The organism is Phyllobacterium sp. RCAM01083 (assembly GCF_055685835.1).
Map to the genome: position 1 here is coordinate 295,510 of NZ_JBVFZN010000003.1, position 24,026 is coordinate 319,535.

The window sequence follows — 24,026 nt, forward strand, 5'->3', positions numbered from 1 at the left end:
ACGTGGACGCAAAGACATCAGACATGGGCGCTGCCCCCGGTCTTGAGACAACCGAACAACCGGAAGCGACGGGCCGCCGTTCCCGTGTCAGCGGCATCGACCGTGCCTTGCAGGTCCTGGACTATCTCTACGAAACCGGCAGTCCGGCCGGTGTCTACGGCATTGCCAAAGCCATCGGCGCGCCACTGTCCACCGTCTATGTCATCATTGACGATCTGGTCGAGAAGAACCTTCTCTCCCGCAACAATGACGGCTCCGTCTGGCTGGGTGCACGGCTTTACCACTACGGTCTCGCCTATGCCCGCTCGCTGGATTTTCTCGACGTCGCCAATCACGAAATGCACAATCTCAGCCGCGTATCGGGTGAAACGGTGCAGGTTTGCGGCCGCGACGGCGATCATATGATGGTTCTGGCCATGGCCGATGGTCCCGGCCATTTCCATGTCACGTCGCGCGTCGGTACGCGCGTACCGCTGAACTGGACCGCATCCGGCCGCCTGCTTGTCGGCCATCTGCCCGAAGCCGAACGGCTGGATCTGTTCAAGCGCTGCGCCAAATCCTCGCCCACCGGCCGTGCCGTCATCGAACCGGCAGCGCTGTCGAAAGCCGCTGCCGAGGCGCTGCAATCGCGCATTTCCATTCAGGCGGGCGAATCCGACTACGCCGTCGCCTGTGTTGCCTCGCCCGTATGCGACGACAAGGGCACCTGCGTTGCCACCATCTCCATCGTTCTGCCCGAGCAGAAGATTGCCGATGACCCCGAGCGCTACACGGCCGAGGTCAAGGCATCTGCCGAACGGATCGAAACGGTGATGGGCTGGCGCAGTCATTCCTGATCCTAGTCCCTCAAGGCGATGATCGCCTCGATCTCCACGGTGATGTTGCCCGGCAGTGAGCCGAAGCCCACGGCCGAGCGGGCATGTTGTCCCGCATCGCCGAACACGTCGATCAGCAGATCGGAGCATCCGTTGATAACAAGCGGATGATCGGCAAAGTCAGGCACGGCATTGACCATGCCGAGCAGCTTGACCACCTGCTTGACGCGGCCAAGATCGCCCAGGGCGGAATGCAGGACCGCCAGCAGGTTGATGCCGGTCAGCCGGGCGTGGGCGTAGGCGTCCTCAACGCTGACGTTGTCGCCCACCTTGCCCGTATGCATGAAGCCGTCATCCTCGCGCGGGCCCTGGCCCGAGAGGTACAGCATGTTGCCTTCCTGGATGTGGGTGACGAAATTGGCAATCGGACGCGGTGCCGGCGGCAGCACGATGCCCAGCGCCTTCAGCCTGGTGTAAGGAGATGTGCCGGCGTCGACAGCCGGACTGGATGAAGGATTCACGCGAGCTCCTTAGCGGTATGAATGGGTATGGCGGTGATTGACCAGCTCGGGCTTCACCGGTTGATAGCGGCTCGCCGCGATGGTTTCGGTGCCCAGAACCACCATGCGCGGTTCGAACAGTTTGTGCAGCGTCGCTTCATAGCCCAGCGAATCGATGACACTGAGATCTGAATCGACCAGTTCAAAGATGGTGAACTCGGCCGGCTTGCCGACGGAGAGGAGATTGTCGGTCGGCAGGCCGATGGCCGATGCCGGCGAGAGCGTCACGGCCTCGACAACTTTGTCGAACGGCATGCCGACGCTCAGCAGCTTCGACATCGTCGTTCCCAGATCCCACACGGAATAGTTCAGGCTGTGCAGGTGGATGTCGGTCGAGATGGAGAAAGGCAGCAGGCCGCGGCTGATGGCGACTTCCGCCACGCGGAACGAGAACGACGCGCCGCCATGGCCGATATCGAGCCGGATGCCTTCACCAGCGCAGCGTTCCGCCAGTTCGAACAGATCCTCATCTTCGATGATGCTGGCGCCGACCTTGCCGTTGAAGCAATGGGTGATGATATCGCCCGGTCCCAGGATCTCCAGCACTTCGTCATAGAGCGCGGGCGGTTCGCCCACATGCACCATCATCGGCAGCTTGAGAATTTTTGCCACCTTCTTGCCGACCTTGACCGGAGTCACGCCCCAGGAACCGGTGATGACATGGCTGGCACGCACCTTCAGGCCGACAATGTGGTCGCGGTTCTCGTTGACGCAGGCGACCGTGCGGTCGAGATCGATGGAGCGGATATCGCTGAGTTCGCTAACGCGGTTGCAGGCGACAAGGCCAATCGAGCCGAGATTGAGGAAAGCCTTGATGCGCTCCTTTGCCGGTTCGATGATATATTCGCGCAGGCCGTGGAAATTCGCTTCACCCGCCGAGCCCGCATCGACAATGGTCGTCACGCCGCGCTCGACACCGCAGATTTGCGGGCGAACCGAGATATCGGTTCCGCCATGCCAGACATGGGCATGCAGGTCGGTCCAGCCGGGCGAAATCCAGGCGCCCTTCATGTCAATGCGCCTGGCATCGCCGGCGATGTTCAGAGCGGGGCCGAATTCGGCGATTTTTCCATCCGCACCGATCAGGATATCGATGGTGCCGGAGGGTGTATTGGGGCCAAAGGCAACCGGCTTGACATTGGTCAGCAGCAAACGGCCGTCGGTTGCGGAGGGGGCGGGCATGATCAGAGATCCTTTCTGAGGCGGGGGTCTAGGAGGTCGCGGAAGCCATCGCCGACCATTTGCAGCGAGAGAACGGAGAGGACGATGGCGATACCGGGAAACAGGGTCATCCAGTCGGCCTGACCGACATATTGCCGGCCGGCGGCAATCATCGTGCCCCAGGTCGGCACCTCGGGGCTGACGCCGAGACCGAGGAACGACAGGCCGGCTTCCGCCAGCATGGCATGGGCAAACAGGAACGTTCCCTGGACGAGGATGGGCGAGAGCAGATTGCGCAGGATATGGCGCGTCAGGATATGCGGGGTCGAAATACCGAGGGCATGGGCGGCTTCCACATAGGGCAGTTCACGGATGACCAGTGTCGAGGCCCGCACCACGCGGGCAAGCCGCGGCGCGTAGACGATGCTGAGCGCGATGATCACCGTTGTCAGCGACGGACCGAGCGCCGCAACCAGCGCAATGGCAAGCAGGATGTCGGGGAATGCCATCATCGCATCGATCAGCCGGGTGATCGGCGCATCCAGCTTGTGGAAGAAGCCGGCGAGAATACCAAGGGTCACGCCAATAAGCGAGGCGAGCACCACCACGGCAAAACCAACGAGCAGCGACAGCCGGGCGGAATAGATCGTGCGGGAAAACACGTCGCGTCCGAATTCGTCCGTGCCGAAAATCCATTGGGCGCTCGGCGGCTTCAGCCGGTTGACGATCGACAGCTTGTTCGGCGCATAGGGGGCGATGAGCGGCGCGAGAATGGCAAGCGTGATGAAGATTGCCAGAACGATCAAGCCGAACAGGACGGTCTTGCGGCGCAGGAGAACGCGCAGGAATTTGCTGCGCTCGCTGGCGGGAACGGGTGAAACGATATCGGTCATCAGTAGCGCACCCTTGGATCAACGACGAGGTAAAGCATGTCGATGGCGAAATTGATGAGGACATAGAGCCCGGCGATGATGAGGAGCGCGCCCTGAATGACGGGGTAATCGCGGCGCAGCACGGCCGAGACGACGAGATTGCCGACACCGGGCAGGCCGAATACCGTCTCCGTCACCACCGCACCGGAGATCAGCACGGCGGCGGTCAGGCCGACGACGGTGATGATCGGAATCAGCGCATTCTTGAAGGCGTGCTTGAGCACGACGCTGCGCTCGACGACGCCCTTGGCCCGGGCGGTGCGGATGTAGTCATCCCCCAGCACATCCAGCATCGAAGCGCGGGTAAACCGCATGATCAGCGCCGATGAAACGATTCCCAGCGCAAAAGCCGGCAAAACGAGATGATACAGCCGCTCGCCCAGCGTCGTGTCCGGCCCGCCATAGCCCGAGACCGGGAAAATACCGAAGCGGACGGCAAACACCTGCATCAGGATCAGGCCGAGCCAGAAGCTGGGAATGCTGGCGGCCAGCATGGCAAGCGCCGTTGCGGCCTGATCGAAGACCGATCCGCGCCGGTAGGCGGCATAAACCCCGATGGGGATCGCAATGACACTGGCAATCAGGATCGAGAAAACCGTGAGGAAAAATGTCGGCTCGGCGCGCTGCGCCAATGCCGTCAGCACGGGCTGGTCGAGAAAGATCGACCGTCCGAGATCGCCCTGCAGCAGCTGGCCGATGAAATACACATATTGAACGAGGATGGAGCGGTCGAGCCCGAGGGCTGTCCGCAACTGCGCGATATCGGCAGCGGTCGCTTCCGGTCCGAGCATGACGGCCGCCGGATCGCCGGGCGTGACGCGCACGATGATGAACACGATGGTCACCACCAGAAACATCACGACAATCATGCCGATAAAGCGTTGGAAGATGTAACGGAGCATGGGCCGGTTGGATCCTGCTGCGGGAGCTACGATACGAAGGGACGGGCGGCAGGCGGCTTGCGGCCACCCGCGCCCGAACGCTTCAGATTACTGCTTGAGCGACACGTTCCAGAAATAGGGCCAGGGCGCCGGAGTAAAGTGCTCCAGCTTGGGCGATTTGGCCGACAGCGCGTTGAAATCGCCGATCTTGATGATCGGCGCTTCCGCGTAGATCACCTTCTGAACGTCCGCCCACAGCGCGATACGCTTCTTCGGGTCCGTTTCTGCGTTGAAGGCATCCACCGCCACCTTGCGGGCCGGTGTATCCCAATTGCCTGGCGCACTGGTCGACAGGGCGCCGATCAGCGCGGGTTCCGGCAGGAACGGGCTGTGGCTGATATAGATATCCCAGAGTGCCGGGTCGGCGCGGCGCTGCGTCAGCGTTGCCCAGTCGACCACCTGCAGATCGACATTGATCCCGGCGGCCTTCAGATATTCCGCTGCGACCTGTGCCATCTTGTAATGGAACTCATACTGGCGGCTGGTGAGAATGCGCACCGGCTTGCCGTCGTAATTGGCTTGCTTCAGAAGCGTCGCCGCCTTTTCGGGATCGCCGATATTATAGCCATCCTTGACGCCCGCATCGCTCGCCCAGCTATAGGATGCCGGATAGAACGATCCATTGAGCGCATAGAAGTCCTTGCTGCCGAAAGCGGCGGCCAGCATGTCTTCCACGTTGAGCGCAGCACGGATCGCCAGGCGCATATCCTGGTTCTTGGTCAGGCCCTGCGCCGTGTTCAGCACGAAGACCGGCCAGCCGAAAGGCTTCAGCAGCACCGGCTCGGTGACCTTCTGGCCCTTCAGACGGTCATAAGCCTCGACAGGCAGACTGTCGGCATAGTCGAACTGGCCGGAAATCGCGCCTTCGACCCGGGTATTGGCATCAGGGACAGGAACGAAGCGGATTTCATCGAGATACTGATGACGCGCGCCGCCATAGCCATTCTCACGCCCTTCCGGAGACTTGTAGCCATCGAAGCGCACGAGCTGGATATACTGGTCCGCCTTGCGCTCCTTCAGCTTGTAGGGGCCCGTGCCGACCGGGTCGGTCATCGGGTTCTGCTGCTTTTCACTTGGGAGGATGATCGCCGCGGCATTGTTGAACGCCAGCAGCGACAGCAGCGGTGCATGCGGGGCATTGAGCGTGATGCGGACGGTCGAGGCATCAACCGCGTCAATGGCTGTGATGAGAGGCGCGACCTGCTTGCCGCGCGAGGCGATCTGGGTCCAGCGCTTCAGCGAAGCCACGACATCGGCGGAATCCATGTCGGTGCCGTCATGGAACTTGACGCCGGTGCGCAGCTTGATCGTGTAGATTTTGCCATCCGCCGAAATCTCCGGCAGGCTTGCCGCCAGCAGCGGGGTCGGGTTCCAGTTTTCATCGAAGGTGTAGAGTGTCTCGAAAATGTGCTGGGAAACAATGCCGACCAGATCAGCCGTCGATGCCATGGCGTCAAGTGTCGGCGGCTCGCCGATGGTCGCGACATTGATGACGCCGCCCTTGGTCTGGGCAAGGGCTGCAGGGCTGAGGGCAACCAGCGCCGAACCCAACAGGAGTGCGAGTTTCAGTGATTTCATGACAGTTCCCTTTGTTATTCTATTATTATGTTATATAATGTTTTATAGTAGAATAAGACCAAATGTATCAGGCGCTGTCAAACAAAAAAGAAAAGGCAGCGCGAGGGGCGCTGCCTTGATCATGCAACCAGCCGGCAATCCGTTCAGATAATGCCGCCGCTGCCGCCCGTGCTGGCCGGCCGGATTTTCCCGACCTTTTGCCGGTAGCCGCTGGCCCGGTAGGCGGCGATGGGATCGATGGCGCCCCCCGCCCGGCGGCGGGCTTCGGCGAGTATCGGCTCGACATCCGTCCGGTAGGCGCGCTTCAGCGCATCCGATGCCATCAGCGCATCATTGCCGTCCTGATAGCCATCCAGAGCCGCCCGGTCGACCAGCAGGGCCTGCGCATAGGCGCGGCGAATCTCATTGGCGCTGGAGATCAGGCTCTCAATCGGATCGGTCACATTGTGCGACTGATCGATCATATGCGCGGGGCGGAAATTCTCGACGCCGCGCGCCTCCGCATCGACCAGTTCGTTGAAAACCAAGAACAGCCGGTACGGGTCGATGGAACCCGCATCCAGATCGTCATCGCCATATTTCGAATCGTTGAAGTGGAAGCCGCCCAGTTTCTTGAACTGGATCAGCCGCGACACGATCATCTCGATATTGGTGTTCGGCGCGTGATGGCCGAGATCCACGAGGCAGAAGGCTTTCGGCCCCAGTGTCTGGGCGATCAGATAGTTGCTGCCCCAGTCCTGCACCACGGTCGAATAGAAGGCGGGCTCGAACATCTTGTGTTCGGAGAAAATGCGCCAGTCATCCGGCAGCGCCTTGTAGACCTGCGCCATGGCATCGAGATAGCGCTCGAACGACCGGGCAAAATGGCTCTGGCCGGGGAAATTCGATCCATCGCCGATCCATACCGTCAGAGCCTTCGAGCCGATGGCGTCGCCGATTTCGATGCACTCAATATTGTGCGCAATCGCCTGCTTGCGCGTCGCCGCATCCGCATGGCTGAGCGAGCCGTATTTGTAGGAATGCGCCTGATCCGGCGCATCGGAAAAGGTGTTGGAATTCATCGCGTCGAAGCCGAGGCCGAGCGCCTCCGCATGGGCTTTGAGCTGTTTCGGGTCCGCCTTGTCCCAAGGGATGTGCAGCGAGACGGTCGGCGTCGCGCGGCTCAGCTGGTGGATGACTGCGCAGTCATCAAGCTTGTCGAAAATGCCGCGCGGCTCGCCCTGCCCCGGAAACCGGGCAAAGCGCGTACCGCCGGTACCGACGCCCCACGAGGGAACCGCGACGAAGAAATCGGCCACTTTGGCGGTGATCGCCTCGATATCGATGTTGCGGCGGGCAAGATGCGCGCCCAGCGCCTCGAAATCGCTTTTGTGCGCCGCACCGCGCTTGTCGTTCTCGGATGCGATCAGATCGCCGGAAATATGCTGTTCAGCCATGTTGTCCTCCCCCGGACTGCCTTTATCGCGTGAAGCTCTGCACGTTGCCAGCGTCCACATTGATAATATTGCCCGTTGATTTGGCGGACGCGTCGGAGGCAAGGAAATAGATCGCCTCGGCGATGTCTTCCGGCAGCACGTTGAGCTTGAGCAGCGACCGCTTGCGGTAATGCTCTTCCAGCTCGTCCACCTGCAGGTTGGATGAGGCGGCACGCTGTTCGCGCCATTCGCCGTTCCAGATTTTCGAGCCACGCAGCACGGCATCGGGATTGACGGTGTTGACGCGGATACCGGCTTCCGCCCCCTCCAGCGCGAGGCAGCGGGCGAGATGGATTTCCGCCGCCTTGGCAGCACAGTACGCGCTGGCATTGGGCGAGGCGGCAAGCCCGTTCTTCGATGCGACGAAGACCACGTTGCCGCCGATCTTCTGGCGCCGGAACAGGCGGAAGGCTTCGCGCGACACGAGGAAATAGCCGGTCGCCAGTATGTCCATGTTGCGGTTCCACATGGCAAGCTCGGTCACCTCTATCGGGGCAGACGAGGCGATGCCGGCATTGGAAACGAGAATATCGATGCCGCCGAATTCAATCGAGGCCTCGGCGAAGCTGGCGATCACGGCAGCCTCATCCGTCACGTTGAGCTGCACGCCGCGCACCGCATCGGCGCTGTAGCGCGCGGCAAAATCCTGGTGGGCGGCCTTCAGGGCCTCCGCATCGATATCCGCAAGGACGACACAGGCGCCCTGCCCGAGCAGCCGTTCCGCCGTGGCGCGGCCGATGCCGCCGGCACCGCCCGTGACAAAAGCCACGCGGCCCGCCAGGGATTTCGGCTTCGGCATGCGCTGCAGCTTGGCTTCCTCAAGCAGCCAGTATTCGATATCGAAGGCCTCCTGTTCCGGCAGTCCCTGATAGTCCGAAACAGACGATGCACCGCGCATCACATTGATGGCGTTGACATAGAATTCCCCGGCGATACGCGCCGTTGCCTTGTCCTTGGCAAAGGACAGCATGCCGACACCGGGAATGAGGAAGATGACCGGGTTGGGATCGCGCATGGCTGGCGAGTTGTCATGTTTGCACGCGTTGTAATAGCGGGCATAGTCGGTGCGGTAGGCTTCCAGCGCCGCATCAAGCGCTTCGACAGCGGCTTCGGGATTGGCCGCATCGACATCCAGCACCAGCGGGCGAATTTTCGTGCGCAGGAAATGATCGGGGCAGCTGGTCCCGAGTGCCGCCAGCGGATGCAGGTCGCGGGAATTGACGAATTCCAGCACCGCCGGCTGATCGTCGAAATGGCCGAGCTTGCGTTCGGCTACACCGATCTTGCCGCGGATTTCCGGCATCAGCCGCGCGGCGATGGCGCGGCGTGCCGATGCGTCGAGGCTCGCCGTTGCTTCCCCGCCGAATGCGGGTTTGCCCGCCGTCTTGGCGTCGAACCAGACAATCGCCCTGTTGATGATATCGAGCGTCAGCTCGTAGCATTCCTTGGCGTCATCGGCCCACGTGAACAGGCCATGGCTTTCCAGCACGACACCCTTTGAATTGGGATGCGCCGCCGCATAGGCGCCAAGATCGAGGCCGAGCTGAAAGCCTGGACGGCGCCAGGGCAGCCAGCCGATTTCGTCGCCAAACACCTCTTTGGTCAGTTCACGCGAATTCTTTGATGCGGCAATGGCGATGATCGCATCGGGGTGCATGTGATCCACATGCCTGAACGGCACGAAACCGTGCAGGGGCGTATCGATCGATGCGGCGCGGCTGTTGAGATTGAAGGTGCAATGGGGCAGGAAGCCCACCATGCGGTCTTCGTCCGCAACACCCTTGTAGATGGACTTCAGCGATTCCAGCTTTTCCATATAAAGCGTGGCGAAACCGTCGAGCTTGATCGTGCCGACATCGCCGCCCGATCCCTTCACCCACAGCACCTCCACCGGCTTGCCCGTAAGCGGATCGGTTTCCGTCACTTTCGCCGAGGTGTTGCCGCCGCCGTAATTGGTGATGCGCTTGTCGGCACCCAGCAGATTGGAGCGGTAGAGCAGCTTGCCGGGCTCATCCAGCGCGGCAGCCTTTTGATCATCCCAACGATTATCCAGAAGTTGGACCTTGTTCGCCATGCTTGCCTCCCGAAGACGATCTGATGGCCTGACAACACGCCGCAGCCATGTGAATTTTCTCTAGCTATGAAGCAGGGAGTGATTTGCTGTCAATCATAAATGATCAAATTCAATCATAAAATTGCAATTGTGCAGTGCAGTATGAATAATTTTGACTGAAGTTGATTGACAGCACCGTGTTATTTGCGCAATGTTCGCAGCAGTGGAGGGAAAAATGCACGAACGTGAGCGCCAACGAATTATCCTGAGTGCCGTTCAGGAAAAGCCGTTCATCACCATTCAGGACATTGCCGAACTGACGGAAGCGTCGGAAGCAACGATCCGTCGTGACATCGCCTCCATGCACGTCCAGGGCAAGCTGCGCCGGGTGCGCGGCGGCGCGGAAGCCATTCACCCGCCGCAGCAGACCGCGCTTGCCGGCCGGCCATTCCGCGTCTCGGAAGCCGAGAACATCGACAAGAAGCGGGCGATTGCCCGTGAAGCCGTGGGCCTGTGCAACGAGGGCGACGCCATCATCCTCAACGGCGGCACCACGACATTCCAGATGGTGCATTATCTCGCCACCCGCCGCCTGCAGATCATGACCAATTCCTTCGCCATCGCCGAACATCTGGTGAAGAACTCCAAGAGCACGGTCATTATTCCCGGCGGCATGATCTATCGCGAGCAGAGCATGATCCTCTCGCCGTTCGACAATGACGTGACCCGCAATTTCTACGGCAAGCGCATGTTCATGGGCGCCGTCGGGGTCGGTCCGTTCGGCGCGATGGAATCGGACCCGCTGATCATTCAGGGCGAGCAGAAGCTGATCAATCAGGCGGATGAACTGGTGCTGTTGGTGGATTCCAGCAAGTTCGAGCGCCGGTCGAGCCTGATCCTGTGCCCGCTGCAGCGGGTTGCAACAATCATCACCGATGACGGCATTGCGGATGCCGACCGGAAGATGGTGGAGGATGCCGGGGTTGAGCTCATCGTCGCAAAGGTGGGAGCTCAGGACAAATCAAGGGATTCCGCTTCGATCGCATAAAAACCAGGCGCCGAAGCGGCGTATTTCAATCTAGGGAGGATGAAATGAAACTGTTGAAGAAACTCGCACTGGGATCGGCCTTGGCCCTTGCCATGCTCGCATCGCATGCACAGGCGGAAACGATCAAGATCGGTCTCGTCGCCAAATCACTCGGCAACGGCTTCTTTGAAGCAGCCAACAAAGGCGCGCAGGAAGCCGCCAAGGAGTTGGGCGGCGTAGAAGTCATCTATACCGGACCGACATCGACGACGGCCGAAGGCCAGATCGAGGTCATCAATGCGCTGATCGCGCAGAACGTCAATGCCATCGCCATTTCCGCCAACGACCCGGACGCCGTCGTCCCGGCTCTGAAGAAGGCCATGGCGCGCGGCATCAAGGTGATCTCGTGGGATTCCGCCGTGGCCAAGGACGGCCGCATCGTCCACCTCAACCCGTCGTCGAACGAGCTGATCGGCAAGATGTGCCTGCAGCTTGCCGCCGCCCATCTGCCTGATGGCAAGGGCGACTTCGCCATCCTCTCGGCCACGACCACATCGACAAACCAGAACACCTGGATTGCCGAGATGAAAAAGCAGCTGCCGAACTTTCCCGGCCTCAACCTTGTGACGACAGTCTATGGCGATGACCTCGCCGACAAGAGCTACCGCGAAGCGCAGGGCCTCCTGACCTCGCAGCCCAATGTGAAGGTCATTGTCGCGCCGACCACGGTTGGTGTATTGGCCGCCTCGCAGGCGGTATCCGATGCCAAGAAGATCGGCACGGTTTATGTGACCGGCCTCGGTCTGCCGTCGGAAATGGCCGGCGCCATCAAATCAGGCGCCACCAAGGAATTCGCCATCTGGAATCCGATCGATCTCGGCTACTCCGCCACGCAGATCGCCTATCATCTCGTCAAGGGTGATACCGACGGCAAACCCGGCAGCGACATCAGCGCCGGCCGCATGGGCAAGATCAAGATCGGCGACAATGGCGAGGCGGCCATGGCTGATCCCTTCGTCTATGACGCGAAGAACATCGATCAGTTCTCCAAAATTTTCTGATCCGGCAATCGCGCCGCAAAGCCCGGCAGGCCTTCTGCCGGGCATTTTTTAACCCTTCGGTATTGCCCATGATGACCGCAGCCCTTGCTGACTCACCCCTCGCAACCCCCATTCTGGAAATGCGGGCCATCTCCAAGACCTTTCCGGGTGTGAAAGCCCTGAATGACGTCAATATCGCCCTGTTTCCCGGCGAGGTGACGGCGCTCATCGGCGAGAACGGTGCGGGCAAATCCACGCTCGTCAAGATTCTGACCGGCATCTACCCGTCCGACGAAGGCGAGATCCATATCGACGGCAAGCCCGTCACCTTCGGCAACGCGCAGGATGCCATCGATCACGGCGTGACCGCCATCCATCAGGAAACGGTGCTGTTTGACGAACTCTCGGTTGCCGAGAACATTTTCATCGGCCATGCGCCGAAGACATCGCTGGGTCTGGTCAACTGGAAGGGTGTCAACGCCAGGGCGCTCGCCCTTCTTCATTCGCTCGAAAGCAATATCGATCCGCGCACGCGGCTGAAGGATCTCTCCATCGCCCAGCGCCATCTTGTTGCCATTGCCCGCGCGCTGTCGGTCGACGCGCGTATCGTCATCATGGACGAGCCGACCGCCGCCCTGTCGCGCAAGGAGGTGGACGACCTCTTCCAGATCGTCAAGCGGCTGAAGGCGCAGGGCAAGGCCATTCTCTTCATCAGCCACAAATTCGACGAGGTCTACGAGATCGCCGACAATTATGCCGTGTTCCGCGACGGCAAGGCCGTAGGCAGCGGGGTTCTCGCCGAGATCAGCCAGAACGACATTGTCCGCCTCATGGTCGGCCGCTCCATCGAGCACGCCTTTCCGAAAGTCGACATCCCGCTCGGCGAAACGGTGCTCAAAGTCGAGAACTACAGCCATCCCACCGAATTCCGCGACATTTCCTTTGCTCTCAGAAAGGGTGAAATCCTTGGCATCTACGGGCTGGTCGGCGCGGGCCGCTCGGAAATCTGCCAGTCCCTGTTCGGCGTGACCCGGCCGTCCGGCGGCAGGCTGGAACTGGACGGCAGGGAGATCCAGATCCGCTCGCCCGGCGATGCAATCCATGCGGGCATCGTCTATGTGCCGGAGGAGCGCGGCCGCCACGGTGCCGTGCTGCAACTGCCGATTTACCAGAACATTTCATTGCCGTCGCTTGGACGGACATCCCGTTCGGGTTTCCTGCGCGCCGCCGAAGAACTGGCGCTGGCGCGAAAATACGCCGAACGCTTCGACCTCAGGGCCGCCGCGCTTTCCGTGCCGGTTGGCACGCTTTCCGGCGGCAACCAGCAGAAAGTCGTCATCGGCAAGTGGCTCGCCACGCAACCGAAAATCCTCATTCTGGATGAACCGACCAAGGGCATCGACATCGGCTCGAAGGCGGCGGTCCACGCCTTCATCAGCGAACTTGCCGGCGAAGGCCTCAGCATCATCATGGTATCGTCGGAACTGCCGGAAATCCTTGGCATGTCCGACCGCGTGCTGGTGATGCGCGAAGGCCTGTCCGCCGGTCTCTTCGAGCGCGCCGACATGAGCGCCGAGACGCTGGTTCGCGCCGCAACGGGCAACGCGTGAGGATCGGGATGATCAAGCAACTGTTCAAATTTCGCGAAATGCTGCTGGTGGTGATCATCGCCGTGCTGCTCGGCGTTTTCTCTTCCCGCTCGCCCGGCTTTGCCAGCCCGTCGAACCTCTCAAATATTTTCAACGACACGTCGATCCTGATCATTCTGGCCCTCGGGCAGATGACCGTCATCCTGACGAAATCGATCGACCTGTCCGTGGCGGCCAATGTGGCCTTTACCGGCATGGCGGTTGCCATGCTCAACGCCGCGCATCCCGGCCTGCCGCTGGCACTGATCGTTCTCATCGCGCTTGGCATCGGTGCGGTCCTCGGGGCGATCAACGGCCTGTTCGTGTGGAAGCTCGGCATTCCCTCGATTGTCGTCACACTAGGCACGCTTACCATCTATCGCGGCATGGCCTTCGTGCTTTCCGGCGGCGGCTGGGTCAACGCCCACCAGATGACCGAGCCTTTCCTGCAGACGCCGCGCCAGCTTTTCCTCGGCCTGCCCGTGCTCGGCTGGACGGCCATCGTCATTGTTGCCGTCATCTATGTCGTGATGTCGCGCACCTTCCTCGGCCGGGCAATCTACGCCTCCGGCGGCAACCCGACGGCAGCGGTCTATGCCGGTATCGATGTCGGGCGCACGCGCTTTTTCGCCTTTGTCATATCGGGCACGCTCGCCGGGCTCTGCGGCTACCTCTGGGTATCGCGCTATGCGGTGGCCTATGTGGATATCGCCGCAGGCTTCGAACTCGACAGCGTCGCCGCCTGCGTCATCGGCGGCATCTCCACCCTCGGCGGCATCGGCTCGGTCGCCGGGGCGGTGCTTGGGTCGCTGTTTCTCGGCGTCATCAAAAATGCCCTGCCGGTCATCAACATTTCGCCGTTCTCGCAAATGGCAATTTCGGGCGGCGTGATCATCGCCGCCGTGATCTTCAATGCGCGGCAGGAACGGCGGCGCGGCCGCATCATCCTGCGTGACCGCGGGGCATCGGAAACAATCGAGGGCATCGCATGAGCGCGGTCAGTGAAAAACGTCATATCCCGGACCGGCTCGGCACCTCCGCAACGCGGCTGTTTGCCAGCTGGGAAGCGCTGCTGCTGGTTGTCGCGATCCTGATCTTCATCGCCAACTCCTTTGCATCGCCCTACTTCCTCAATGCATGGAACCTGTCCGACGCCACGTTCAACTTCACCGAGAAGGCGATGGTGGCCTTCGCCATGGCGCTCCTGATCATCGCTGGTGAAATCGACCTGTCCGTCGCGGCGATCATTGCGCTTGCCTCGACGGCCATGGGCGCCGCGGCCCAGATGGGCGTGGGCACGCCGGGCCTTGTTGCCATCGGCCTTGGGGTCGGCATCGGCTGCGGCGTGATCAACGGCATTCTCGTTGCCGGGCTGCGCCTGCCGTCGATTGTCGTGACCATCGGCACGATGAGCCTGTTTCGCGGCATCGCCTATATCGTCCTCGGCGACAAGGCCTATGGCGGCTATCCCGCCTCCTTCGCCTATTTCGGCCAGGGCTATGTCTTCTGGGTCATTTCGTTTGAATTCGCCCTGTTCGCCGCCCTGGCCATTCTCTTTGCCATTCTCCTGCATGCGACCAATTTCGGCCGGCGCGTCTATGCCATCGGCAACAACGAGTTTGCCGCGCGTTTCTCCGGCATCCGCGTCGAGCGCATCAAGTTCACGCTGTTCCTGATGACCGGGCTGATGTCGGGCATCGCCGCGGTCTGTCTCACGTCACGCCTCGGCTCGACACGGCCGTCCATCGCGCAAGGGTGGGAACTCGAAATCGTCACCATGGTGGTTCTCGGCGGCATCTCCATTCTCGGCGGCTCGGGAACCATTGGCGGCGTGGTCATCGCCGCCTTTGTCATGGGACTGGTGACATTCGGCCTCGGGCTGCTCAACGTGCCCGGCATCGTCATGTCGATCTTCATCGGCCTGCTCTTGATCATCACCATCACCCTGCCGATCATCATCCGCCGCTTCAGGCACAGGAAACATGCATGAGTACCCGGGAAACCTATGCGTTCAAGATGACCCTCCATCCGGGCATGGAAGAGGAATACCGCCGGCGGCACGATGCCATCTGGCCGGAACTGGTCGCTCTCCTGCACGGTGCGGGCGTGCAGAACTATTCGATCCACCTCGATCGTGACACCCACACGCTGTGCGGTGTCCTGACGCGCCCGAAGCAACACGGGATGGCTGATCTTCCCGATCATCCCGTGATGAAAAAATGGTGGGCGCACATGGCCGACATCATGGTGACGAACCCCGACAATTCACCGGTGCAGACCGATCTGGTCTGCCTGTTCCATCTGGCCTGAACCGGCATGACCAAGCCAGGCCATATCGCTGTCATCGACGTCGGCAAGACCAACGCCAAAGTCGTCATCGTTGATGCGGCGAGCGGCGTGGAACTTGCCGCACGCAGCACGCCCAACCGCGTGGTCACCGGCGGCCTCTATCCGCATTACGATATCGACGCACTCTGGACGTTTTTTCTGGCCTCCCTGACGGAACTCGCTGCAACGCCCGGTTTCGACGCGATATCCGTCACCGCCCATGGCGCAGCGGCAGCCTTGCTCGGCGACGACGGCCTGGCCATGCCCGTCATCGACTATGAATGCAGCTATCCCGATGCAGTACGCCGCGCCTATGCGGACCTGCGGCCGGACTTTGCCGAGACCGCCTCGCCCTATCTGGCGGGCGGACTGAATGTCGGCGCGCAAATCCATTACCAGAAGACGCAGTTTCCCGAACGGTTCCGGGATGTCAAAACCATCCTGACCTATGCGCAATACTGGGTATGGCGGCTGACCGGCATTGCGGTCAATGAAGTGACGTCGCTCGGCTGCCATACGGATCTGTGGAATCCGCGGGAAGGTGATTATTCCAGCCTTGTCGACACGCTGGACCTGCGCCCGCTCCTGCCGCCGATCCGTAGGGCATTCGATCATATCGGCGATTTGCTGCCCCCTCTTCAGCATCAGCTTGGCGTCTGGCAATCTGTGCCGGTCTTCTGCGGCATTCACGATTCCAATGCGTCACTGCTGCCGCATCTGATGACGCGCAGCTCGCCATTTTCCGTCGTCTCGACGGGCACGTGGGTTGTGCTGTTTGCCGTGGGCGGGCGGCTGGACAGGCTCGATCAGGAGCGCGATACGCTTGCCAATGTCGATGCCTACGGCAAGCCGGTGCCCTCGGCCCGGTTCATGGGCGGGCGGGAGTTTGACCTTTTGACCGGCGGCAATGCCGCCACGCCCGATACCGCAACGCTCGACCGGGTCATCCGCGATCGCATCATGCTGCTGCCCAGTCTTGTCAAGGGGACGGGCCCCTTTCCGCACCGGGAGGCCGTATGGCCGAACGGCGAGGCCCGGACACCGGCCGAACGCACAGCCGCAGCCTCGCTCTATGCCGCGCTGATGACCCATGTCAGCCTCGGGCTGATCGGAGCTGAGGGCAGCACGATTGTCGAAGGTCCCTTCGCCCGCAATGCGGTGTATCTGTCTGCCCTGCGCAGCCTGACGGCGCGTGACGTGGCCGCCCTGCCCGGTTCAACCGGAACCAGCCTTGGCGCGGCCCTTCTGGCGGGCGCGACAATCCCCGTGCAGGCAAAGACCGGAAATGTACAGCCGCTCGACGCCGCATTCGACACATATGCGGCGATATGGCGGGACCACCTCGCATGAAAAAGGCGGGCTGAAAAGCCCGCCTTTCCCTCTCAGTCGTTACCGGCTGTCAGCCGGCATAGGCAAGGGCTTCGTCTTCGCTGACGCCGCCATGCAGTGCGCGGTCAAGCTGGCCCTTGTCCAGTTCGCCTTCCCAGCGGGCGACAACGATGGTCGCCACCGCATTGCCGACGAGGTTGGTCAGGGCGCGGCATTCCGACATGAAGCGGTCGATGCCGAGGATCAGCGCCATGCCGGCGACCGGCACGGCCGGAACCACGGACAACGTTGCCGCCAGCGTGATGAAACCGGCACCGGTGATACCGGCAGCACCCTTGGAGCTGAGCATCGCCACCAGCAGCAGCAGAATCTGATCCGTCAGGGTCAGCGGTGTGTTGGTTGCCTGGGCAATGAACAGCGCAGCCAATGTCATGTAGATGTTGGTGCCGTCCAGGTTGAAGGAATAACCGGTCGGGATGACGAGGCCGACGACGGACTTCTTGCAGCCCGCCTTTTCCATTTTCGCCATCAGCGTCGGCAGGGCGGCTTCGGATGAGCTGGTGCCGAGAACGAGCAGCAGTTCTTCCTTGATGTAACGGATCAGGGCGAAAATCGAGAAGCCGTTGTAGCGGGCGACGGCACCGAGGATGATCACCACGAAGAGGATCGACGTCAGGTAGAAGGTTCCGATGAGGAACAGCAGGTTGGCAACCGACGAAATGCCGTACTTGCCGATGGTGAACGCCATGGCGCCGAAGGCACCGATGGGAGCAGCCTTCATCAGAATGGCGACCAGCTTGAACACCGGTGCCGACAGCACATGCAGGAAGTTGGTGACCGGCGCGGCGCGCTCGCCGACCATGGCCAGCGATACACCGAAGAGAACCGAGAAGAACAGCACCTGAAGAATGTCGCCGGAGGCAAAGGCACCGACGATCGTCGTCGGAATGATATTCTGCAGGAAGCCGATGACACTCTGTTCATGCGCCTGCTGCGTGTAGGTGGCGACCGAGGCCGGATCAAGCGTTGCCGGATTGATGTTCATGCCGGCACCGGGCTGCACGACATTTGCAACGATAAGGCCGACGATCAGCGCCAGTGTCGAGAAGGTGAGGAAGTAGATCATCGCCTTGCCGGCGACGCGGCCGACTTTCTGCAGATCGCTCATGCCGGCGATGCCGGTCGTCACGGTCAGGAAAATGACCGGAGCAATGATCATCTTCACCAGCTTGATGAAGGCATCGCCGAGCGGCTTCATGCTGGTGCCGACATCGGGATAATAGTGGCCAAGCGCGATGCCGATGGTGATGGCAACGATGACCTGGAAATACAGATGGGTGTAGATAGGTTTCTTGACGCGCGGCTGCGGTGCTGCGCTGATGGTCACAGGACTCATGTCTTCCTCCATGGTGCGAGCCGCGTCTGGCAGAAACCCTGTCAGCCTCCCGGGCCCTTCTTGTTCTCGAGAACAACGCATGCGTTCTCTGGAAAGGCATAAGCAAGCACCGTGCCAATCTTAATTTATTTGATAATATATTGATTTTATTGCATATTATTTTTATGCTTCGGGCGCGGGATATAAAAACGTGCGGAATTTCGCACAAACAGATTGTCAATCGTGCGGATATATGCACAAATCAGCCATGGACCGCCCCCTGCCAAACGATGCCGATATGCTGCCCCGGACCGGGGGATTCAGCACCATGGGCAAAATCGTCTATGGCGCCCTGGCCGTTTTCATCATTCTCGGCGCCCTGTTGGCCGCCAATGATTACGGCCGCAATCGCGCCTATGTCGCGCTGGAAACCCGGGCCAGAAGCGCGGCGGAACTCAACGCCGTCCTGCTGCGGACCGTGCTGGAGAAGCAACGCTCCCTGCCCTTCGTCCTCTCGCAGGACCGCGACCTCATCAGCGCGCTGTCATCCCGCAGCGAAAGCATGCTGCATCTTGTCGACCGCAAGCTGGAAAGCCTGATCGAAGGCACGCACGCGTCCGTCATCTATCTCCTCGATGCGAAGGGCACGGCCCTGTCGGCCAGCAACTGGCAGGAACCGACCAGCTTTGTCGGCGTCGACTACAGTTTCCGCCCCTATTATCTGCGCGCACTCGCCAATGGCAGTGCCGAGCACTATGCGCTCGGCACGATCAGCAAACGGCCGGGCCTGTATATTTCGCGGCGCATCGACGGTCCGAACGGCCTGCTTGGCGTGATTGTCGTCAAGGTCGAGTTCGACGAACTGGAGGCCGACTGGCGCCGGAGCAGCGACCCGTCCTATGTCCTTGATCCTCGCGGCATCGTGCTGATCACAAGCTTTCCCGAATGGCGCTTCATGGCGCAGGCACCGATCCCGGCCGAACAGCTCGGCCCGATCCGGGAAAGCCTGCAATTCGGCAATGCGCCGCTCGAACCTTTGAGCGTCGCGCCTGCCTTGACAACCGCGACGCCGGACAGGGTAACCGCCCAATTGCCGGGTTCCAGCCAGGACGCGGAGTATGTCCGGGTCCGCGTTCCCGTGCCGACAACCAGCTGGACGCTGCAATTGCTGACCCCGGCCGGCGCGGCGGTGAGCGAAGCCATCCGTGCCGCGCAGCTCGCAGCGCTGGCGGTCATTGCGCCTCTCCTCGGCTTCACCGCGTTCTTCCTGCATCGCCGCGGCCTGGCGCTGCAGCGCCTGCAGGAGCAGGAACTGGCGCGCCGCGAACTGGAGCGCCGTGTGGCGGAACGCACCGAAGCGCTGAGCACCGCGCATGCCGAACTGGTGATGCAGGCGGAGGAGCGGCAGAAAACCGAAAACAAGCTGCAGACCGTGCAGCAGGAACTGGTGCAGGCCAACCGCCTTGCCATTCTCGGGCAGGTAACAGCGGGCGTTGCGCATGAGATCAACCAGCCCGTGGCGGCCATCCGCGCCTATGCCGACAATGCCGGGACGTTTCTGGCGCGCAATCAGGTCGAACCGGCCAGGGAAAACCTGTCGGCCATCGCGGGCCTGACCGAACGCATCGGCAGCATCACCGATGAACTGCGCACCTTCTCGCGCAAGGGCACCGGCGATGCCGGTCCGGCAGATGTCAGCGACGTCATCGAAGGCGCGCTGCTGCTGCTCGGCAGCCGTTTCCGCCAGACCGTCGGCAAGATCACGACCGAGACGCCGCCGGCCGGACTGAAGGTGCATGGCAACCGCATCCGGCTCGAGCAGGTGCTGATCAATCTGATGCAGAACGCGCTGGAGGCAACCGAAGGCGGGCCATCCAGCCGGATCAGCGTCGGCTATGCCGTTGCCGATGACGAGGTGCAGCTGACCGTGGCCGATAACGGCCCCGGCATTCCCGATGACATCATGCAGGCGCTGTTTACCCCCTTCAACACCTCCAAGGACCGCGGGCTCGGGCTTGGCCTGGTCATCTGCCACGACATCGTCGCCGAGTATGGCGGACGCATCGAAGTGGACAGCAGCAGCGCCGGAACCCGATTCACCGTCCATCTCAAAAGGGTTGCCTGACCATGGGATTCCAGCCGCAAATCGCCTTTGTCGACGATGATGACGACCTGCGCAACGCCAACAGGCAGACGCTGGAACTTGCCGGGTTCAGCGTGATTCCGTTCGCCGATGCCATGAGTGCCCTGCGCTTCCTGACACCGGAATTCGCCGGCGTCGTCGTCAGCGATGTCCGCATGCCGCATGTGGACGGGCTGGAATTTTTCCGGCGCCTGCGCGCGATGGACGCGGATCTGCCCGTCATCCTGATCACCGGGCATGGCGATATCGAAATGGCCGTCGAGGCCATGCAGGAAGGCGCCTACGATTTTATTGCCAAACCCTATCCGGCCGAGCGCCTCGTCCAGAGCATCCGCCGCGCCGCAGACAAGCGCCAGCTTGTCATGGAAAACCGCCAGCTGCGGCAATTCATGGAGGCCTCCGACGAAACGGTGCCGCTGATCGGCCAGACACCCGTGATGCAGAATCTGCGCAAGACGCTGCGTCATGTGGCCAATGCCGATGTGGATGTGCTGATCGCCGGCGAGACCGGCAGCGGCAAGGACGTGGCCGCCGGTCTCCTGCATGAATGGAGCCGCCGCAGGCAGGGTAATTTCGTTGCGCTCAACTGCGGCGCCCTGCCGGAATCGGTGATTGAAAGCGAGCTGTTCGGCCACGAGGCCGGAGCCTTCACCGGCGCGCAGAACAAGCGTATCGGGCGGATCGAACATGCCAGCGGCGGTACATTGTTCCTCGACGAGATCGAAAGCATGCCCTTGGCCACCCAGGTCAAACTGCTGCGCGTTCTGGAAATGCGGGAAATCACGCCGCTTGGCACCAATGAGCACAGGCCCGTGGACCTGCGCGTCGTCGCCGCCGCCAAGGTGGATCTCGGCAGCCCCGAACAGCGGGCGAATTTCCGCGAGGATCTGTTCTACCGTCTCAATGTCGTCACTGTCTCGATCCCGCCCTTGCGTGAGCGCAAGGAGGATATTCCGCTGCTGTTCACGCATTTCCTGCACCGCGCCGCCATCCGCTTCAAGACGGAACCGCAGGACATAAACGCGGCGATGCGCGCGCGGCTGATGGATCATGACTGGCCCGGCAATGTGCGCGAACTCGCGCATTTCGCCGAGCGGGTTGCGCTGGGTCTGGATGAAATGACCAGTGAACACACGCCGTCGCAGACCAGCACGCTCACCCTGCCCGAAGCCATGGAACGCCATGAGGCAAAGCTCATTCGCGAGGCCCTGGCGGGCAACAATGGCGATGTGAGGACGACAATCGAGGCCCTGGGCATTCCGCGCAAGACATTCTACGACAAGCTGCAGCGCCACGGCATCGACCGGGCTGATTATGTCAAAGGAAAGTCACCCCCGGACCAGATCTAGAGCCTTTCCTGGTGCGCTCCGTCACCGAGAGACGCTCGACCAGCGGGCATTCGAGCTTGGTGATGGGGTAGCGTGTTCCGCTCCCCGTGGCATAGCTGTCGAGCTGTTCGATGGCCCAGCGGCCCATGGCCCGGTGCGGCAGGACGGATGTGGTCAATTGCGGGTGCAGGTGCCGTGAAATTTCTTCATCGTCATAGCCGATGACCGAAATATCCTCCGGGATGCGGATGCCCGCTTCCTTCAGCGCTTCGTAGCAGCCGATGGCGGTCCGGTCATTCTGGCAGAAAATGGCCGTGGGCCTGTCCTTCAGCGCCAGCAGCGTCTTCGTCGCCTTGTAGCCCGCGCTTGCCGACCAGTCGCCCTCGATCACCAGTTCCGGATCGAAGGGAATATCGGCGGTCGCCAGTGCCCGGCGATAGCCGCGCAGCCGGTCCTTCGCCGCCTCCATCCACGGCTCGCCGGTGATGATGCCGATGCGCCGGTGGCCGTGCTGGATCAGGTGGCGGGTCGAGTGCTGGCCGCCGGCGATCTCGCTCGGAACGACCGCCGGAAAAGCATAGTCGGCGGTATAGCAGTTGAGGAGCACCAGCGGGATATCGAGATTGTAGAGGTAGTCCGGCAACGTCACCTCGCGGGTAAAGATCGCCATGTAGATCAGCGCGGAAATCCCCTGCTCGCGCAGGGCGCGGATGGTGCGCGGCTCCATCTCGGGGTCATTCAATGTCTGGGCAACCAGAATGATGTTGCCCGCATTCCACGAGGCCTGCCGCGCGCCCTCAATGGCAACGACCGCTTCGGGACTGGTTGCCAGCTGGTCGACCACGAAGCCGATCTTGCCGTCGACCGCAGGCGCATAGGCATCATGGCTGTCCAGGTGGGCAAAGTTGGGCGCGGCATAGCCGAGCGAGCGGGCAGCCTCGATCACGCGTTCGCGCGTTTCCGCCGCCAGCTTGATGCCCGGCGTCTTGTTGAGCACGAAGGAAACCGTTGCCTGCGAACAGCCGGCAATGCGCGCGATATCGGTCATCGTCACGCGCTTGTTGACGCGTTTGCGCCGGGCCGTGACCCGGACGGGCTTTTTCTTTTCAGTGGTCACATCATCCACTGTGTCATTCATTCGAAAACAGCCCTTTGCCACATGCAAGCACGGCTGAATCAATCAAACCGCGTGGGAATGATTATGCAGCGAAACACCGGCTAATCAACATAAATAATTATTGACTAATTTTTATAAATGAAGATGATCAGGCCAGTGGAATTTCCACGCTCTGAATTTCTGGGAGGAAAATTCGTATGTCCATCACCCGTCGTACCCTATTGCTCACCTCGGCTGCCGGCCTCGCCGCCGCCATGGCTGCAGGCAGTGTTTTCGCCGCGTCGCCGCCGCTGAAGAAGAAAGACACCTACAAGGTCGGCTTCGCCCAGACGGAAAGCAACAATCCGTGGCGTCTGGCCCAGACGGCCAGCATGCAGGAAGAGGCCAAGAAGCGCGGCTGGCAGCTTGTCTACACGGATGCGGCAAGCTCCGCGGCCAAGCAGGTCGCCGACGTCAATTCGATGATCGCACAGGGCGTCGACCTGATTTTCCTGGCCCCGCGCGAGGAAAAGCCGCTGATTCCGGCGATCAAGGCCGCCAAGAGCGCCGGAATTCCGGTTATCCTGCTTGACCGCAGCGTCGATCCGTCCCTCGCCAAGGCTGGCGACGACTATGTGACCTTCATCGGCTCCAACTTCATCGAAGAGGGCCAGCGCATCGGCGAATGGCTGGTGGCCAACGCCAAGGGCAAGACAAAGATCATCGAACTGGAAGGCACGACCGGCTCCTCGCCGGCCAACGACCGCAAGAAGGGCTTTGACGACGTCATCGCCAAGCATTCGGATTTCTCGATCGTTGCCTCGCAGACCGGCGATTTTGCCCGTGACAAGGGCCGCCAGGTCGCCGAAACCCTGCTGCAGGCGCATCCCGACGCCAATGTCATCTACGCCCACAATGACGAAATGGCGATCGGCGCGATTTCCGCCATTGAAGCGGCAGGCAAGGTACCCGGCAAGGATATCCTCGTCCTGTCGATCGATGGCGGCAAGGAAGCGGTCCAGGCCGTGGTCGACGGCAAGATTGCCGCGGTGGTCGAATGCAATCCGCGCTTCGGCCCCAAGGCCTACGATACGGCAGCCGCCTATGCCGCCGGGGAGAAAATCGCCCCGAAGATCATCAATCCGGACCAGTTCTACGATGCCGGCAATGCGGCAAAATTGTTGAGCTCCGCCTATTGATATCTGACGAAGCCAGCG

The 24,026-nt window shown here is 61.4% G+C and carries 20 protein-coding genes; 11 read left to right on the forward strand and 9 right to left on the reverse strand.

Annotation, left to right across the window (positions count from 1 at the left end; translation table 11 throughout):
- Window positions 1-2: 2 nt before the first annotated feature.
- Window positions 3-836, forward strand: coding sequence for an IclR family transcriptional regulator (locus ACZ25R_RS02930; protein WP_374042759.1), 834 nt, complete (start codon window positions 3-5; stop codon window positions 834-836).
- Window positions 837-838: 2 nt separating this feature from the next.
- Here ACZ25R_RS02930 and ACZ25R_RS02935 read toward each other — a convergent pair whose 3' ends face one another.
- From ACZ25R_RS02935 to ACZ25R_RS02965, 7 genes are all read right to left on the reverse strand, one after another.
- The gene (locus ACZ25R_RS02935) at window positions 839-1,336 is read right to left on the reverse strand and encodes a RidA family protein (protein ID WP_288194274.1); all 498 of its coding nucleotides are present in this window, start codon (window positions 1,334-1,336) and stop codon (window positions 839-841) included.
- Window positions 1,337-1,345: 9 nt separating this feature from the next.
- Entirely contained in the window at window positions 1,346-2,557 is a 1,212-nt protein-coding gene (locus ACZ25R_RS02940) for an amidohydrolase/deacetylase family metallohydrolase (RefSeq protein WP_472459992.1), read from the reverse strand.
- Window positions 2,558-2,559: 2 nt separating this feature from the next.
- Window positions 2,560-3,429: an ABC transporter permease gene (locus tag ACZ25R_RS02945; RefSeq protein ID WP_105733398.1), complete on the reverse strand. Its 870-nt coding sequence runs from the start codon at window positions 3,427-3,429 to the stop codon at window positions 2,560-2,562.
- Entirely contained in the window at window positions 3,429-4,370 is a 942-nt protein-coding gene (locus ACZ25R_RS02950; protein ID WP_346306897.1) for an ABC transporter permease, read from the reverse strand. The genes ACZ25R_RS02945 and ACZ25R_RS02950 overlap by 1 nt, the downstream gene beginning before the upstream one ends.
- A gap of 87 nt (window positions 4,371-4,457) precedes the next feature.
- Entirely contained in the window at window positions 4,458-5,987 is a 1,530-nt protein-coding gene (locus ACZ25R_RS02955) for an ABC transporter substrate-binding protein (RefSeq protein WP_472459993.1), read from the reverse strand.
- Window positions 5,988-6,130: 143 nt separating this feature from the next.
- Complete coding sequence (rhaI, locus tag ACZ25R_RS02960) at window positions 6,131-7,423, reverse strand: L-rhamnose catabolism isomerase (protein ID WP_472459994.1); 1,293 nt, start codon at window positions 7,421-7,423, stop codon at window positions 6,131-6,133.
- A gap of 22 nt (window positions 7,424-7,445) precedes the next feature.
- A complete protein-coding gene (locus ACZ25R_RS02965) occupies window positions 7,446-9,536 on the reverse strand; it encodes a bifunctional rhamnulose-1-phosphate aldolase/short-chain dehydrogenase (protein WP_472459995.1) in 2,091 nt (696 codons plus the stop codon).
- A 214-nt stretch (window positions 9,537-9,750) separates the two neighbouring features.
- On the opposite strand from ACZ25R_RS02965, the gene ACZ25R_RS02970 reads away from it, so the two are divergent.
- From ACZ25R_RS02970 to ACZ25R_RS03000, 7 genes are all read left to right on the forward strand, one after another.
- Window positions 9,751-10,563: a DeoR/GlpR family DNA-binding transcription regulator gene (locus ACZ25R_RS02970; protein WP_223614771.1), complete on the forward strand. Its 813-nt coding sequence runs from the start codon at window positions 9,751-9,753 to the stop codon at window positions 10,561-10,563.
- A gap of 44 nt (window positions 10,564-10,607) precedes the next feature.
- Window positions 10,608-11,603 carry a rhamnose ABC transporter substrate-binding protein gene (gene rhaS, locus ACZ25R_RS02975; RefSeq protein ID WP_223614770.1) on the forward strand — a complete coding sequence of 332 codons (996 nt, stop codon included), beginning with the start codon at window positions 10,608-10,610 and terminating at the stop codon, window positions 11,601-11,603.
- A 68-nt stretch (window positions 11,604-11,671) separates the two neighbouring features.
- Window positions 11,672-13,192, forward strand: coding sequence for a sugar ABC transporter ATP-binding protein (locus ACZ25R_RS02980; RefSeq protein ID WP_472459996.1), 1,521 nt, complete (start codon window positions 11,672-11,674; stop codon window positions 13,190-13,192).
- Between the two features lie 11 nt (window positions 13,193-13,203).
- Window positions 13,204-14,202, forward strand: a complete 999-nt coding sequence (locus ACZ25R_RS02985) for an ABC transporter permease (RefSeq protein WP_472460140.1) — start codon at window positions 13,204-13,206, stop codon at window positions 14,200-14,202.
- Window positions 14,199-15,200 carry an ABC transporter permease gene (locus ACZ25R_RS02990; RefSeq protein WP_472459997.1) on the forward strand — a complete coding sequence of 334 codons (1,002 nt, stop codon included), beginning with the start codon at window positions 14,199-14,201 and terminating at the stop codon, window positions 15,198-15,200. Before ACZ25R_RS02985 ends, ACZ25R_RS02990 begins: the two co-directional genes overlap by 4 nt.
- Window positions 15,197-15,520 carry an L-rhamnose mutarotase gene (gene rhaM, locus ACZ25R_RS02995; RefSeq protein ID WP_472459998.1) on the forward strand — a complete coding sequence of 108 codons (324 nt, stop codon included), beginning with the start codon at window positions 15,197-15,199 and terminating at the stop codon, window positions 15,518-15,520. Before ACZ25R_RS02990 ends, rhaM begins: the two co-directional genes overlap by 4 nt.
- A 6-nt stretch (window positions 15,521-15,526) precedes the next feature.
- Window positions 15,527-16,888 (forward strand): FGGY-family carbohydrate kinase, encoded by a 1,362-nt coding sequence (locus ACZ25R_RS03000; RefSeq protein ID WP_472459999.1) that lies wholly within the window; start codon window positions 15,527-15,529, stop codon window positions 16,886-16,888.
- 49 nt (window positions 16,889-16,937) lie between these two features.
- Here ACZ25R_RS03000 and ACZ25R_RS03005 read toward each other — a convergent pair whose 3' ends face one another.
- Window positions 16,938-18,263 carry a dicarboxylate/amino acid:cation symporter gene (locus ACZ25R_RS03005; protein WP_472460000.1) on the reverse strand — a complete coding sequence of 442 codons (1,326 nt, stop codon included), beginning with the start codon at window positions 18,261-18,263 and terminating at the stop codon, window positions 16,938-16,940.
- 232 nt (window positions 18,264-18,495) lie between these two features.
- Between ACZ25R_RS03005 and ACZ25R_RS03010 the strand changes: the two genes are divergently transcribed.
- Both ACZ25R_RS03010 and ACZ25R_RS03015 read left to right on the forward strand, forming a co-directional pair.
- Complete coding sequence (locus ACZ25R_RS03010) at window positions 18,496-20,367, forward strand: sensor histidine kinase (RefSeq protein ID WP_472460001.1); 1,872 nt, start codon at window positions 18,496-18,498, stop codon at window positions 20,365-20,367.
- A gap of 2 nt (window positions 20,368-20,369) precedes the next feature.
- Complete coding sequence (locus ACZ25R_RS03015; protein ID WP_472460002.1) at window positions 20,370-21,734, forward strand: sigma-54-dependent transcriptional regulator; 1,365 nt, start codon at window positions 20,370-20,372, stop codon at window positions 21,732-21,734.
- On the opposite strand, the gene ACZ25R_RS03020 is transcribed toward ACZ25R_RS03015, so the two are convergent.
- Entirely contained in the window at window positions 21,703-22,851 is a 1,149-nt protein-coding gene (locus tag ACZ25R_RS03020) for a LacI family DNA-binding transcriptional regulator (protein ID WP_472460003.1), read from the reverse strand. The genes ACZ25R_RS03015 and ACZ25R_RS03020 overlap by 32 nt on opposite strands.
- A gap of 176 nt (window positions 22,852-23,027) precedes the next feature.
- Here ACZ25R_RS03020 and ACZ25R_RS03025 point away from each other — a divergent pair, with 176 nt between their 5' ends.
- Window positions 23,028-24,008 (forward strand): ABC transporter substrate-binding protein, encoded by a 981-nt coding sequence (locus ACZ25R_RS03025; protein ID WP_472460004.1) that lies wholly within the window; start codon window positions 23,028-23,030, stop codon window positions 24,006-24,008.
- Window positions 24,009-24,026 lie beyond the last annotated feature (18 nt).

What these genes read in the sequence shown, in the direction of transcription:
- ACZ25R_RS02940 (WP_472459992.1), bottom strand. Translation starts at nt 2,557, where the DNA reads ATGCCCGCCCCCTCCGCAACCGACGGCCGTTTGCTGCTGACCAATGTC.
- ACZ25R_RS02945 (WP_105733398.1), bottom strand. Translation starts at nt 3,429, where the DNA reads ATGACCGATATCGTTTCACCCGTTCCCGCCAGCGAGCGCAGCAAATTC.
- ACZ25R_RS02950 (WP_346306897.1), bottom strand. Translation starts at nt 4,370, where the DNA reads ATGCTCCGTTACATCTTCCAACGCTTTATCGGCATGATTGTCGTGATG.
- ACZ25R_RS02955 (WP_472459993.1), bottom strand. Translation starts at nt 5,987, where the DNA reads ATGAAATCACTGAAACTCGCACTCCTGTTGGGTTCGGCGCTGGTTGCC.
- rhaI (WP_472459994.1), bottom strand. Translation starts at nt 7,423, where the DNA reads ATGGCTGAACAGCATATTTCCGGCGATCTGATCGCATCCGAGAACGAC.
- ACZ25R_RS02965 (WP_472459995.1), bottom strand. Translation starts at nt 9,536, where the DNA reads ATGGCGAACAAGGTCCAACTTCTGGATAATCGTTGGGATGATCAAAAG.
- ACZ25R_RS02970 (WP_223614771.1), top strand. Translation starts at nt 9,751, where the DNA reads ATGCACGAACGTGAGCGCCAACGAATTATCCTGAGTGCCGTTCAGGAA.
- rhaS (WP_223614770.1), top strand. Translation starts at nt 10,608, where the DNA reads ATGAAACTGTTGAAGAAACTCGCACTGGGATCGGCCTTGGCCCTTGCC.
- ACZ25R_RS02980 (WP_472459996.1), top strand. Translation starts at nt 11,672, where the DNA reads ATGATGACCGCAGCCCTTGCTGACTCACCCCTCGCAACCCCCATTCTG.
- ACZ25R_RS02990 (WP_472459997.1), top strand. Translation starts at nt 14,199, where the DNA reads ATGAGCGCGGTCAGTGAAAAACGTCATATCCCGGACCGGCTCGGCACC.
- rhaM (WP_472459998.1), top strand. Translation starts at nt 15,197, where the DNA reads ATGAGTACCCGGGAAACCTATGCGTTCAAGATGACCCTCCATCCGGGC.
- ACZ25R_RS03000 (WP_472459999.1), top strand. Translation starts at nt 15,527, where the DNA reads ATGACCAAGCCAGGCCATATCGCTGTCATCGACGTCGGCAAGACCAAC.
- ACZ25R_RS03005 (WP_472460000.1), bottom strand. Translation starts at nt 18,263, where the DNA reads ATGAGTCCTGTGACCATCAGCGCAGCACCGCAGCCGCGCGTCAAGAAA.
- ACZ25R_RS03010 (WP_472460001.1), top strand. Translation starts at nt 18,496, where the DNA reads ATGCACAAATCAGCCATGGACCGCCCCCTGCCAAACGATGCCGATATG.
- ACZ25R_RS03015 (WP_472460002.1), top strand. Translation starts at nt 20,370, where the DNA reads ATGGGATTCCAGCCGCAAATCGCCTTTGTCGACGATGATGACGACCTG.
- ACZ25R_RS03020 (WP_472460003.1), bottom strand. Translation starts at nt 22,851, where the DNA reads ATGAATGACACAGTGGATGATGTGACCACTGAAAAGAAAAAGCCCGTC.
- ACZ25R_RS03025 (WP_472460004.1), top strand. Translation starts at nt 23,028, where the DNA reads ATGTCCATCACCCGTCGTACCCTATTGCTCACCTCGGCTGCCGGCCTC.